The 13,339-nt window shown below is 45.4% G+C and carries 9 protein-coding genes; 6 read left to right on the top strand and 3 right to left on the bottom strand.

Annotated features, from left to right (window positions below):
* Window positions 1-512 precede the first annotated feature (512 nt).
* From ftsH2 to K4039_RS13005, 5 genes are all read left to right on the top strand, one after another.
* On the top strand, window positions 513-2,402 hold the full coding sequence (ftsH2, locus tag K4039_RS13025; RefSeq protein WP_265235609.1) for an ATP-dependent zinc metalloprotease FtsH2: 1,890 nt from the start codon (window positions 513-515) through the stop codon (window positions 2,400-2,402).
* A 208-nt stretch (window positions 2,403-2,610) separates the two neighbouring features.
* Window positions 2,611-3,009 carry a hypothetical protein gene (locus K4039_RS13020; protein ID WP_265235608.1) on the top strand — a complete coding sequence of 133 codons (399 nt, stop codon included), beginning with the start codon at window positions 2,611-2,613 and terminating at the stop codon, window positions 3,007-3,009.
* A gap of 122 nt (window positions 3,010-3,131) precedes the next feature.
* Entirely contained in the window at window positions 3,132-5,723 is a 2,592-nt protein-coding gene (locus K4039_RS13015) for a PAS domain S-box protein (protein ID WP_265235607.1), read from the top strand.
* Window positions 5,724-5,731: 8 nt separating this feature from the next.
* Window positions 5,732-6,958, top strand: coding sequence for a response regulator (locus K4039_RS13010; protein WP_265235606.1), 1,227 nt, complete (start codon window positions 5,732-5,734; stop codon window positions 6,956-6,958).
* A gap of 96 nt (window positions 6,959-7,054) precedes the next feature.
* Window positions 7,055-9,538, top strand: coding sequence for an ATP-binding protein (locus K4039_RS13005; RefSeq protein ID WP_265235605.1), 2,484 nt, complete (start codon window positions 7,055-7,057; stop codon window positions 9,536-9,538).
* Between the two features lie 20 nt (window positions 9,539-9,558).
* On the opposite strand, the gene K4039_RS13000 is transcribed toward K4039_RS13005, so the two are convergent.
* The 3 genes from K4039_RS13000 to K4039_RS12990 form a co-directional block, all read right to left on the bottom strand.
* The gene (locus K4039_RS13000; protein ID WP_265235604.1) at window positions 9,559-10,788 is read right to left on the bottom strand and encodes a transposase; all 1,230 of its coding nucleotides are present in this window, start codon (window positions 10,786-10,788) and stop codon (window positions 9,559-9,561) included.
* A 437-nt stretch (window positions 10,789-11,225) separates the two neighbouring features.
* Complete coding sequence (locus K4039_RS12995; protein WP_265235603.1) at window positions 11,226-11,810, bottom strand: HAD family hydrolase; 585 nt, start codon at window positions 11,808-11,810, stop codon at window positions 11,226-11,228.
* A gap of 185 nt (window positions 11,811-11,995) precedes the next feature.
* The gene (locus K4039_RS12990) at window positions 11,996-12,712 is read right to left on the bottom strand and encodes a DUF305 domain-containing protein (protein ID WP_265235602.1); all 717 of its coding nucleotides are present in this window, start codon (window positions 12,710-12,712) and stop codon (window positions 11,996-11,998) included.
* A 244-nt stretch (window positions 12,713-12,956) separates the two neighbouring features.
* On the opposite strand from K4039_RS12990, the gene K4039_RS12985 reads away from it, so the two are divergent.
* Window positions 12,957-13,151 (top strand): heavy-metal-associated domain-containing protein, encoded by a 195-nt coding sequence (locus K4039_RS12985; protein ID WP_265235601.1) that lies wholly within the window; start codon window positions 12,957-12,959, stop codon window positions 13,149-13,151.
* Window positions 13,152-13,339 lie beyond the last annotated feature (188 nt).

The raw sequence follows: 13,339 nt of genomic DNA, 5'->3' as shown, positions 1-13,339 counted from the left end.
CGGGGTAAAGTTAGCTTGTCGGCCAATGTTTTCTGAGCTTTTTAGACTTGCAGCACTGTTTCAGTGACCTTGAAACTGTTTAACTGCAAATGACATGGCAGGGGACTAGCTAAGCATCCGCCCGGTGTCGTGACTCAAAAAACGTAGTCAGTTAAGACTTAGGCTGGTCAGAACGGCTTGCTAGATTTCTCTTTCAAGCCTCATGCCGTCAGGGCTGAGGTTCCTGACGCCTTATCCCTTGACACTGCCGCGCTTAAAGACAGTGGGTTTTGCGGCGATTCTTCTAACTTTACCTAGATTGGTATCGAAATCAGCATCAAACATTATATTCGGGACGATCGCCCTTATGGTAACTAACCTAACTTTTTCTTGATCGCGACGATCGTCATCATCTTGCCCGATCGTGCATTGTTAAGTTAAATTTAGTTAAGATTCTGAGTGTAAACTTTTGTCACACTCATCCCACACCGCCAGCTTACCCGATCTGTCCCCAATTCAAGGCACCCGCATTTATGAAAATTTCTTGGCAAACTATACTACTTTGGACTTTACCCGCCCTAGTCATCGGCTTTTTCCTGTGGCAGGGAGCCTTCGCCGCATCCCCCGCAGAGATGAGCAAGAACACCGCCAGCACCCGCCTGAGCTACGGTAGATTTTTAGATTACTTAAACGCCGATCGAGTCACCAGCGTTGATTTGTACGACGGAGGCCGCACAGCGATCGTCCTAGCCGTCGATCCCGAACTGGACAATCACGAGCAGCGGTGGCGGGTGGACTTGCCCTCAAATGCCCCAGAACTCGTTGCTAGACTCAGAGACTCCAAAATCAGCTTCGACACTCACCCGCTGCGCAACGACGGCGCCATCTGGGGAGTTTTAGGCAATCTAGTATTTCCCCTATTGTTAGTAGGAGGGCTGTTTTTCCTGTTCCGCCGAGGTGGCGGCAACGTGCCAGGAGGCCCAGGTCAAGCCATGAATTTTGGCAAATCCAAAGCACGCTTTCAAATGGAAGCTAAAACAGGCGTACTGTTCGACGACGTAGCAGGCGTAGAAGAAGCCAAAGAAGAACTCGCCGAAGTCGTGACATTCCTCAAAAAACCCGAACGCTTCACCGCAGTCGGCGCGAAGATTCCCAAAGGCGTACTGCTAGTTGGCCCTCCCGGAACAGGTAAAACCATGCTGGCAAAAGCGATCGCAGGCGAAGCCGGCGTCCCTTTCTTCAGCATCTCCGGTTCCGAATTTGTCGAAATGTTCGTCGGTGTCGGCGCATCCCGCGTCCGCGACTTGTTCAAGAAAGCTAAAGAAAATGCTCCTTGCATCATCTTCATCGATGAAATAGATGCAGTTGGTCGTCAGCGCGGCGCTGGTATCGGCGGTGGTAACGACGAACGGGAACAAACCCTGAACCAGTTGCTGACCGAAATGGACGGTTTTGAGGGCAATACTGGCATTATCATCATTGCTGCCACCAACCGCCCCGACGTGCTCGACTCAGCGCTGCTGCGTCCGGGACGTTTTGACCGCCAAGTTAGCGTCGATGTACCGGATATCAAAGGTCGCTTGGAAATTCTGGAAGTTCACGCGCGCAACAAGAAGCTGTCTGCGGAGATTTCTTTGGATGCCATCGCCCGCCGGACACCCGGTTTTACTGGCGCTGATTTGGCTAACTTACTCAACGAAGCTGCTATTTTAACGGCGAGACGACGCAAAGAAGCGATTACGATGCTCGAAATTGACGATGCAGTCGATCGCGTCGTCGCAGGTATGGAAGGCACACCGCTGGTAGACAGCAAGAGCAAACGCTTAATTGCTTACCACGAAATCGGCCACGCGATCGTCGGTACTGTAATTCAAGCCCACGATCCCGTACAAAAAGTTACCTTAGTTCCTCGCGGACAAGCCCGCGGCTTGACTTGGTTTATGCCTAGCGAAGACCAAGGTTTAATTTCTCGATCGCAAATCCTAGCCCGCATTAGTGGTGCTTTGGGTGGACGCGCCGCCGAAGAAGTAGTTTTCGGCGATGCTGAAGTCACCACCGGTGCCGGCAACGACTTACAGCAAGTCAGCGGCATGGCCCGCCAAATGGTGACTCGCTATGGGATGTCTACCTTGGGGCCGATCGCCCTAGAAGCTCAACAAAGCGAAATTTTCCTCGGCCGCGACTACACAGCGCGATCGGAATATTCCGAAGAAATTGCTTCTCGGATTGACTCGCAAGTTCGGGAAATTGTCGATCGTTGCTACGACGACGCCCGCCGAATTATTCGCGAAAATCGCACTGTGATCGATCGCCTAGTAGATTTGTTAATCGAAAAAGAAACCATCGACGGCGAAGAGTTGCGGCTAATCGTCTCTGAATACACTTTTGTTCCTGAAAAAGAACAATATGTTCCTCAGCTTTAAAAAGCTAATCTTGACGGCAAATATTCAGGGCGAATAGAATTCGCGACTACACAAACAAAGTCCGCCGACGCGGACTGAAGAAATTCAACCCGCCTTACAGCGGGTTTTGTCTGTCTAGGAGCGATTTTAACCGCTGAGTTGATTTTTCGATATAATAACCGCAGATGTAGGCGCTTCGCCTTCGGGAAGGGTACGCAAATTAACGCAGATGCAAACTAGATTTTTAAAACATACAACTAAGAATTTGTCAAGCCTTTTTCTAGCTACTTTGATTTTTGTTTCCGTCAATACTTTGAGCGCCAGCGCCGAAAAATTAAGATGTTTTGTAGATATTTGCATCGATCCCAGCAGCGTAAAATTAAGTAAATCAAATTTTCCCGGCGCTCCCTCTTATCCAGTCAGAATTTTTTTAGGAACTCAGAAGTTTAGTGACCAGAAAATGCGGGCGCAGATGGAAGTTAACTGCAAGCAGCGAGAGTTTAGAACTGTCAGAATTAGCGAAGATGGTGAAAACTGGTCGAATTTCGATCCCAGATGGACTTTAGTCGATCGCGACTCATTTTTGTCAAGGCTGGTTGACTATACCTGTAAATTGGCGATCGAATAAGCATAAAATGTCGATGGAGACTTCCTAATTAGACCTCTTGCAAAAATAGCTAGAACGGGCAAGATTCCCAATTCCCAATTCCCAATTCCGAATCTGTACCTCACTCACTTGAGAATTGCTATATGTGTATTGATCCCACCGAGTACGCGCGACGTAGCTATCCCGCAGGAAATCAACTTCTCGATACCTGCGAAGCATTGGTAGCAGAGCAAAGCGAAAAAATTCGCGAACTCGAAGAGCATTTGCAGCAGCAGAGAGAATTGTGTCAGAAATTAGCAGCACAACTCAAAGCAGTCAAAAATGCAGGTTCTTCGGGTTTCGCAACTGAATTGGATATCGCCGACGACGAGCGAAGTCAGTTAATCGCATCTCTCGAAAAAAGCCAGGAAATGTACCGAACTCTGATCAAACATTATCCGAATGGCTCGGTATTTTTGTTCGATCGCGATTTGCGGTATACTCTCGTTGACGGTCAAGGTTTGGCACCAGTTGGTTTGTCCAAAGAACTGTTGGAAGGCAAAACATTGTGGGAAGTATCCCCACCTGAAGATTTGCCACTTTTTGAGACTACATATCGCGCGGCTTTGGCAGGAAAAGAGAATAATTTTGAATATAAATACCGCGATCGCATTTATTCAACAACAATTGCTCCCGTTAAAAACGACCGGGAAGAAATTTTTGCAGGAATGGTCGTTACTCAAGATATTACCGAAAAAAAACAGGCAGAAATAGCGCTGGAAGAAATCAAAAATCAGCTAGAAATTAAATATCAAAAGCGCACTGAAGACTTGAAAACAGCCAACAATCAATTGCAGGAAGAAATTCTCTCTCGCTGGCGCGCCGAAGAAGCTTTGCGGGAAAGCCAGGAACAGCTAGAATTGTTTTTCTCTCAATCTTTAGATGGCTTTTTCTTTATGATGCTGGACGAACCCGTGCACTGGAAAAATGCCGCTGAAAAGGAAAAAGTTTTGGATTACGTATTTGCTAACGGGCGGATAACGAAGGCAAACGATGCTTTGATCACTCAATACGGAGCTAATCGGGAAGAGTTCATTGGCCAAACTCTTAACTTTTTATTGTCCCACAACTTGGCTGGCTGCAGAGAGATATTCAGGCAATTTTTTGATGCTGGCAGAATTCACATCGAAAATGACAATCGCAAGTTTGACGGGACTACAATTTGGGTGGAAGGCGACTATATTTGCATTTACGATTCTCTCGAAAGAATCGTGGGGTATTTTGGCGTGCAGCGCGATATTAGCGATGCGGTGGTTGCAGCTACGCAAGGGAAAAAAGCTGAAGCAGCACTGAAAGAAAGTGAAGAAAGATTCCGACAGCTAGCCGAAAACATTGAAAGCGTGTTTTGGATGGTAGGCATTCAACCGCAGGAAATTATTTATATCAGTCCAGGTTACGAAGAAATTTGGGGCAGAAGCTGTGCTGAATTGTATGCTGGCGGACATTTTTTAGTAGATTCCCTCCATCCAGAAGATCGAGCTCGCGTTATTGCTAAATTTTCTAAAAAAATTGTAACTGAAGACGAGACAGAATATCGAATTGTCAGGCCGGACGGCGAAATTCGCTGGATTCGCGATCGGGCTTTTCCAATTATAAATCAAGCTGGTGAAGTTTACCGCGTTGTTGGCATTGCAGAAGATATTAGCGAAAGCAAACAGGCCGAAAAAGCGCTCCGTGAAAGTGAAGAATGCTTTCGCCAGCTAGCAGAAAATATCCAAAATTCCTTCTGGCTAATGTCTGCTGAATTCACCGATTTATTGTATCTGAGTCCAGCTTACGAACAAATCTGGGGGCGCAGCAACGAAGAATTATATGCCGAGCCCTTAAAAATGATGGAGTGGGTGCATCCAGAAGATAAACATTTGTTGGAAGACTCAATGGGGCGAGTGTTGCAGGGTGAGTCCACCAATATCGAATATCGGATTTTTCGGCCAGACGGCACAATGCGCTGGGTGTGCGATCGAGCTTTTCCTATTTACGATGAATCGGGCAATATTTACCGCATCGCTGGTATTTGCGAAGATATTAGCGATCGCAAATTGACTTCTGCTCGCATCCAAGCAGCACTCCGCGAAAAAGAAGTATTGCTCAAAGAAATTCACCACCGAGTCAAAAATAATATGCAGGTAATTTCCAGCCTGCTGCAACTTCAAGCTCAATACATTGAAGACGAACCTACGCTAGCTTTATTTGAAGAAAGCCAAACCCGCATCCATTCAATGGCTCTGATTCACGAGCAACTTTATCAATCCGAAAATCTCGATCGGATCGATCTCCCGCCCTACGTTGAAAATTTGGTTGCTAATTTGTATCAATCTTTTAGTTCCGGCAATACTTCCATCCAATTCAATATCAACGTTGACCCAATTTCTTTAAATATAGAAACCGCAATTCCTTGCGGTTTAATCATTAATGAATTGGTTTCTAATTCCTTAAAATATGCCTTTACCAAAAGTTTGGCAGGTGAAATTAATATTAATTTTCATGAAATAACTTCTCAGCAATTTCACTTAAGTATTCAAGATAACGGCAGGGGATTTCCGGCGGGTTTCGACGTAGAAAATACCGAAACATTAGGATTGCGATTAGTGCGGATGTTGACTTGCCAATTAGATGGAACTCTTGTCATTGACAGTGAGTGCGGAATTTGTTACGATATTAGTTTCGCTGAGTTGACTTATCGACGGCGCATTTAAAAAATAATATGAACCCGATCAAGATTTTGGTGGTCGAAGACGAAGTGATTGTCGCCGAAGACATAGCAGGCAGGTTGAAAAAACTGGGTTATACAGTAACAGCTACGGTTGCTTCAGGGGAAGAAGCCCTGGAAAAAGTCGCAGAAGAACGGCCAGATTTAGTGCTGATGGATATCGTGCTTAAAGGTGACATGGATGGTATAACAACAGCCGAAAAAATCAGAACCAAGGTAGATGTACCAACAGTATTTTTAACAGCTTATGCCGACGAGAAAACGCTGCAAAGAGCGAAACTTACAAACCCATTTGGTTATATTATCAAACCATTTCAACAACATGATTTGCGGGTGGCGATCGAGATTGCCCTGCACAGGCACGAAATCGAAACCAAGATGCGACAAGCTCTCAAAGCTTCGGAAGCAGCGAGAAATTCGGTGGAAGAAAAATCGCACCGCCAAAACCAATATATTTCAATGGCTGCTCACGAATTGCGGAATCCGCTCAACGCGATTTTAATCTCTGCGGAACTCCTAGAGCTCGATCGCACTCGCAGCAGTGACGAATCCCAAGTCAGAACCCTGCGGCTAGTCCACTCAGCTACCCAGAAGATGAACCAGCTAATCGACGATATGCTGTTCATGGGGCGAGCAGAAGCAGGCAAACTCAAATGTCATCCATTACCGATAAATTTAGTCGAATTTTGTCAAGACTTGCTGGATCAATTGCAGTTAGGAAATGAAGCAAAACACAAACTAACATTAATTACGTCAGATGTTACCAGCGCCATATTAGATCAACAATTGCTCCACGGCATTATTTCTAACTTAATCGTCAACGCTATCAAATATTCGCCAAACGGCGGGCAAGTCATTTTGGAATTGGAATGCCGTCAAGCAGGCGAGGGAGACAAAAAAGCTATTTTCTGCTTATCTCCTCAGTGTTTGTTTGCCAATTCCCAATTGACAAATATTAACTCTCCGTTACTAATTATGCGCATCCGAGACGAAGGTATCGGCATCCCAGAAACCGAAGTAGGGAAAATATTTGAAATGTTCTACCGCTGCAAGAATACTGGAAAGATTAAAGGTAACGGTTTGGGATTAACAATTGTTAAAAAAGCGGTTGAATTGCAAGGAGGTGCGATCGGCTGCGAAAGCAAAATCGGCGTTGGTACTACCTTTACAGTCGCGCTTCCTTACGTGGCTCTTTCCTGCAAAACTCAGTCAGATCGATGAGAAGAAAAGAAAACTTGCACCGAACTGCGGCTGGTTGCTTTGTATTTCAAATGGTAAATGAGACTATCAAGGTAATAGCTAAGGAAAAAGGCAACGATGGAGTATTCCACACCGATTCGGTTACAGCGCACCCTCACTGTTGCGGAAGCCTGGGGCTTTAGTGTCGTGGGATTTCTCATCTGGCTGACGCTGGCTCCCACGATCAATCAAGAACTGGGCACAGCCGCCCTGTGGGTTTGGATTCCCGGTGTGCTGGTGGGGATGCTATTGAGCCTACAAATGCGGCAACTTGGCAGCAAGTGGCAAGATGTTTCCGGTGGGACTCCCAGCTATGTGGCTCGCTTGCTGCCGAACTATCCGGCAGTGGCGCGATATGTGGGTTTTGCCTACTATTTGAGTTGGGTGTCGGTTCCTCCGATTAACGCGATCGTCCTCACGGCTCTGGTGCAACATCATCTCGAACCGATGAATCTGACAGTGCCAGAGAAAGCCCTGGAAATTGGCTTCACGCTGGTTGCATATTTTGTGGCGTTTAGTGGGTCGCGAGCGCTGGCAATTTTGCACCTCTTCTTTGTGCTACCGTCGATCGGCTTTCTCTTCCTATTTATTGCTCAAGGCTTAGGCTGGTTAGCCTTTGCACCCGACAGTCCGGGCTTGTTGCCATCTAAATTCAGCTCCATTAGTTCTCCCAACGGGCTGAAGTGGTATTTCTGGGCAGCCTATGCTTTCTACTCCTCTGACACTGTGGCCGCCTTTATTGCAGATAGCAAAAAACCAGAGATGACCCTCAAATTTCTGTCCTGGTTTGCCTGGTTAATGCCCTTCGTTTACATTGGGGGCTCCTGGGTGTTCATGCGACTGGCAAGCGACACATCACTCGGTAGCGATCTCTATGCCAATTTGGTGGCAGCAGCTAAACCGTTTTGGGGATCTTATACCTCTTTGTTGATGACCCTGTTGATTACCTCTAGCTGCCTTCTGGGAACCGCCACAACAGTGTCCAATACACCGCGCTTTTTGTATCAGGGAGCGTTAGATGGAAACATGGCTCCAGTGTTTGGAGTGTTGTCGCGTCGAGGAACACTGGAACCTGCGCTGATTTTAACCTTACTCAGTAGCCTCCTGTTTTTGGTATGGGGTGATGTCAACCGCATTGTGGTGATCTCTTGTGTGTGCTTGGTCGTTTCAATTATGTTCGTTCATCTGGCGCTGTGGCTGCGCCGCCACGATCCTGATGTCCGATGGGGACATTTGTCCCTTGGGATTGCGATCTTTGAATTTATTGCCTTAGTAGTGGGAGGGGTTGCCTGGGGTTGGCAAGATTTTCTGATTGGTATTCTGTTGCCGATCGTTCTGATTGCCCTGGATGCGATCGTGCGACGCAGTTCCTTCGCGCCATTCGGGCCCGCCTGGTGGGATCGACTGCACGCGAAACCCCAAAACCCAGTCAAAGACCGAGATTTTCTAATGGCTCAGGTCAGCATTCTAATTTTGCTGGTCTGCGCTGCATCCACGGTAAGCTGGTTCGTGTGTACCTGGATTCGCCCTACAAGCAATGCTCTCAATCCCGAAATTCTGATTATTTTATTGATGACGCTGGCGTTTGTAGCGGTGGCGATCGCCTGCTGGACTTCCCTACCTCAAGTTGCTGCCATTCACGAACTGGCAGTCATCGCCACCGATCAAGCTCGGCAGCTAGAGCAAACCCTGAGCGCGCTGCAAACCGCTCAAGTGCAAATGGTGCAGAACGAAAAAATGTCCAGCCTGGGTCAACTGGTGGCAGGGGTTGCCCATGAAATCAACAATCCAGTCAACTTTATCCACGGCAACATCACGCCTCTGAATGATTGCACTGAAGATTTGCTGCGGATGATCCGCCTCTACGAACAGCGCCATCCGGGCGACGATCCCGAAATTCGCGCCTTAGCTGAGGAAATCGATCTGGAATTTCTGGTAGAAGATGTGCAAAAAATGTTGTCTTCTATCAAACTTGGCACAAATCGGATTCGGGAAATTGTCATATCGCTGCGAAACTTTTCTCGCCTTGATGAGGCCCAATTCAAAGCGGTTGACATTCATGAAGGCATTGACAGTACATTGCTGATTCTGGGACATCGCCTCAAAGTCAAGACGGAGAACCCTGAGATCGAAGTGATTCTGGACTACAGTCAGTTGCCTCATGTCGAATGTTACCCCGGACAATTAAATCAGGTGGTGATGAATATTTTGGCAAATGCGATCGATGCGTTCGATGAAGTGAAGGGCGATCGCACTTACGAAGAAATCAAAGCCAGCCCCAATCAAATTATCATCCGCACTACCATGTTAGGTTCAGAATGGGTAGAAATTGGCATCACCGACAATGGATCGGGAATGCCTGAATCGGTGAAACAGAAAATCTTCGATCCATTTTTCACCACTAAGCCCGTAGGCAAAGGAACGGGCATGGGGATGGCAATCAGCTATCAAATCATCACCGAAAAACATGGCGGTAAGCTAGAGTGTTTTTCCACGCTGGGCCAAGGAACTAAGTTTTTGATTCAAATTCCGATCCGTCAGCCAGTCCGTGAGGCAGCATAACGAGATTCCGTGACATACTCCTACGCCAACTGAGTACAGTATGGCGTAGGCTTCTCAGTGACTCCAGCTATTGCTTCGGACATTGACTGAGCGTTAAAGACGGGATGACCCACCGCCCTATTTTTTATATTTATCGCAGCATTATGATCGCGGTCAAGACTACATCTACAATGTGGGCAGTCGTGCCATCTTTCATGCAGCTTTTTTTGTACTTTTTCGCCACAACCAGAACAATCTTGTGAAGTATTATAGGCACTTACTGGGATTACCAACAGACCAGCATTTACGGCTTTGTTTGTTAGAATCGACAGAAAGCTTGACCACCCAGCGTCCAACACAGATTTAGCTAGTTTTGTACGAGCAAGTCCTTTAACATTCAAATCTTCAACTGCAACAACATCATATTTTTGCAATAAATTATTGGCAGTTTTAAAATGAAAATCTTTGCGTTTGTCTGCTACTTTTTTGTGACATTTCCCCAGTTGTTTGACTGCTTTTTGCCTGCGGTTACTGCCTTTTTTACGACGCGAGACTCGCTTCTGAATAGTTCGCAGGCGCTTTTGAGCTTTGCGGTAATGTTGAGGAATTGCCACAGTCTCGTTTTCTGATGTTGTCAAGAAATCCTTCAGCCCAACATCAATTCCAACAATCTTTTGAGGATTAAAATCTGGTTTAATTTCAGGGACTGTAGAATCTTCTAAACTGAGAGTGACATAGTACCGGTCAGCTTTCTTGGTAATAGAGACGGTTTTGATTTTGAATCCATCAGGTATCGAACGGTGCAAAACAACTTTAACTTTTCCGAACATGGGCAAGTTAATTAAGTTGTTTTGCAAGCAGCCGTCTTTAATTTGAGGATAGGTGAACGTGCGGTAACGACTGCGTTGTTTAAATCTTGGTCTACCGCTGCGTTTTCCGTTACCATCACCTTTGAGGAAACGATCAAACGTTACCTTAACTCGTTTAACTGCATCTTGGAGGACTTGAGAGTAAATCTCGGCATACCAAGGATGGGTCTTTTTGAGTTGAGGTAACGTTTTTTTCTGGGTGTAGTAATCGGGATTGTCCCGCAGTTCAGGTAAGTAGCAAACTAGGGGACACGCATTAATGGATGAACGATTTTGCTCGTACCAGTTGAATCGATCTGCCAACCAATAGTTGTACTGTGCACATAACATTGACAGCCATCTGTCAATCTCAATGGCTTGTAATTTTGTTGGACGTAATCGATACTGGTAAGAAGTTCTCATTTAAGCGGTGAATGTGTAATTTTAATCGCGATTTATCAATTACTGTTAATATACTTGAATGCGTTACTTTATGTCAAGTAAGCGAATAAATATTTTATTTATACATTCAAAGAAACTTCTATTATTAAGTATTAACTTTTATTGCCCAATTTCAACTGGCTACAGAAATGGTTAAAAAGGTGTATTGAAAAAAGTCGAATAAAATAATTTGTTCGCCTCGTCATCCACCCGTCATCGGTCAAAACATAGTTTTGAATTGGTTGACAGGTGGAATCCTCGTCTCACCGCGTCTTTCATCCCACACTAATCGAAGCGATATAATGTGGGGATTCCCGTCTGTTTAGCTAAAAAGTCTTCCACCTTAGACAATATTGCAAAAATAATTGGGACGGGCTCAAAGCCCATCCCGAATATACAATGTTTATTTGCTGACTAGCTTAATCATCAAAATCTTGCAAAATCCACTCAACCCCCGCAGCTAAATTTGCAGCAATAAAATCCGGTTTAGTATGGTGCTGATACTCCCCGCTCAACACGCTTTCGCCGTAACCAGTCTGCACTAAAATACCAGTACAACCGGCATTGTGAGCCATATCAACATCAGTCGCTTTATCCCCCACCATAAAACTATTGGGCAAATCCAAATCGTGTTCCCAAGCCGCCGCTACTAACATCCCCGTATTCGGTTTTCGCCAAGTCGTATATCGCGTAAATTCTGGGTTTGTTCCGCCTTCCGCTTCGCTCAAATAAGGACAGTAATAAAGAGCATCTAACCTCGCTCCAGCTTCTTGTTCTAATAACAAACACAGGCGTTTGTGCAAAGCTTCAACATGGCTGACCGGATAATAACCCCTCGCAGGCCCGGATTGATTGGAAACCAAACAGCAAAATATTTGTCGATCATTTAAACGGCGTACAGCTTCAGCTATGCCTGGGATTAAATGCAAATCTTCTAGTTTGTGAATGTAGCCAGCTTCGATATTGAGAACGCCATCGCGGTCGAGAAATACTGCTCGTTTCATAGAATTGCGATCGGATTGTAGATACTGTCTGGAACTGTCAAGGAGTAGCGCTCAAATAATTGGAGTTTAAAGGCTTTTGGGATTTTAAGATGCCAAAAACCGTTTGACCTCAATTATACTCTAGCTACCATGAAAAATTCAAGCCAGTATCCATAGATATTGCAATTAATTGATCCGCCCCGTCACTACTTTTTGTACCAAGCTTGGCGCCACTCTTTCATTTGCTCAATTTCTTGCTTTTGCGAAGTCAGAATCTCTTGAGATAATTTCTTCATTTCCGGCCGTTTCGACTTCTTCAAAGCATCTTCAGCCATCACTAAAGCTCCTTCGTGGTGGGGAATCATCGCATTCAGAAATCGCAGGTCAAATTCAGCATCAGCCGCCCCTAAATCCATACTCATCATCATGCTTTGCATTTGTTCGGGAGTCATTGCCATCATGTCACCCATTTGAGCGTGATAAGCCATCGGTGTATTTTCGGCTTTGGCGTACCAGTTTTTTCGCCACTGTTTCATTTGATTGATTTCGCGGTTTTGAGCGGCAATCATGTTATTTGCTAGTTTTTTTATTTCCGGGCGTTTGGATTTATTTAGCACATCTTTCGCCATGTTTATAGCACCTTGATGGTGTACTGTCATGCCATCAATAAATCGCAAATCGTAGTTGGCATCAGCAGGGCCTAAATCCATTGACATATTGTGATTCATGCCATGATTCATGCCACCGCTGCCGCCTTGTGCCACGTCTTGCTTGTTGTTCGTTTGAGTTGCTGTCGTAACATTTGGAGCTTGAGTTTGGCTTGTCGGAGCTTTTGAACAAGCTGCAAGCACTCCGCTGGTTAAAACGGCTGTGGCGGTCAATGTCAGCGCTGCAAAGCCTGTTTTTAATGAAGTTGATTTCATTGATTTTATATCCTTAAAACTGCCATTTATATTTAGTTTCTCAGATAGAAATGAAATCAGGATGAAATTATTGATGATCATCTGTAAATAATTCTTGCTGTGCCGTCTCAGGTAGCGTGTTAAACCACTTTTTTCATAATTCCAGATTTATTTCGCAATTCCCTTGACTCTCCTGCTGACTGGAGACTTTACAATGGAGTTAATTCATTAATTGAGCAGAGTAGTTTCTGCTGAGGTTCCAATTATGACTTTACAGCTAAAAGTACCCAAGATGGCTTGTTCTGCTTGTGTGAATACAATAACCAAAGCAGTCCAAGCCATTGACTCAGCCGCCGCTGTTGAGGCGGATCTCAAGACAAAATTTGTCACGATTCAAACGGCTAAGGAGGAAAGTGAAGTTAGAAAAGCGATCGCATCTGCTGGCTATCCTGTAGATTAATTTTTAGGTCAACGCCAGCGGTTTCTAACTTTAGGAATACAGCCATTTCATCTTAATTTCACATTAGGGTGAAATGCTGAAAACTATAACCGTAGCGTCCAGCAATCGCACCAATCATTTCGAGCGCAATTCTCCTCAGTAATTTGGAAACTCGGTCATGCCAATTACTAAATACCTTGGCAACCTGC

The sequence above is a fragment of the Lyngbya sp. CCAP 1446/10 genome (genome assembly GCF_026130175.1).
Classification (GTDB): Bacteria; Cyanobacteriota; Cyanobacteriia; order Cyanobacteriales; family Microcoleaceae; genus Microcoleus.
This window is presented reverse-complemented; position numbering and strand designations above follow the sequence as displayed.

What these genes read in the sequence shown, in the direction of transcription:
- K4039_RS13020 (WP_265235608.1), top strand. Translation starts at nt 2,611, where the DNA reads ATGCAAACTAGATTTTTAAAACATACAACTAAGAATTTGTCAAGCCTT.
- K4039_RS13010 (WP_265235606.1), top strand. Translation starts at nt 5,732, where the DNA reads ATGAACCCGATCAAGATTTTGGTGGTCGAAGACGAAGTGATTGTCGCC.
- K4039_RS12995 (WP_265235603.1), bottom strand. Translation starts at nt 11,810, where the DNA reads ATGAAACGAGCAGTATTTCTCGACCGCGATGGCGTTCTCAATATCGAA.
- K4039_RS13005 (WP_265235605.1), top strand. Translation starts at nt 7,055, where the DNA reads ATGGAGTATTCCACACCGATTCGGTTACAGCGCACCCTCACTGTTGCG.
- ftsH2 (WP_265235609.1), top strand. Translation starts at nt 513, where the DNA reads ATGAAAATTTCTTGGCAAACTATACTACTTTGGACTTTACCCGCCCTA.
- K4039_RS12990 (WP_265235602.1), bottom strand. Translation starts at nt 12,712, where the DNA reads ATGAAATCAACTTCATTAAAAACAGGCTTTGCAGCGCTGACATTGACC.
- K4039_RS13015 (WP_265235607.1), top strand. Translation starts at nt 3,132, where the DNA reads ATGTGTATTGATCCCACCGAGTACGCGCGACGTAGCTATCCCGCAGGA.
- K4039_RS13000 (WP_265235604.1), bottom strand. Translation starts at nt 10,788, where the DNA reads ATGAGAACTTCTTACCAGTATCGATTACGTCCAACAAAATTACAAGCC.
- K4039_RS12985 (WP_265235601.1), top strand. Translation starts at nt 12,957, where the DNA reads ATGACTTTACAGCTAAAAGTACCCAAGATGGCTTGTTCTGCTTGTGTG.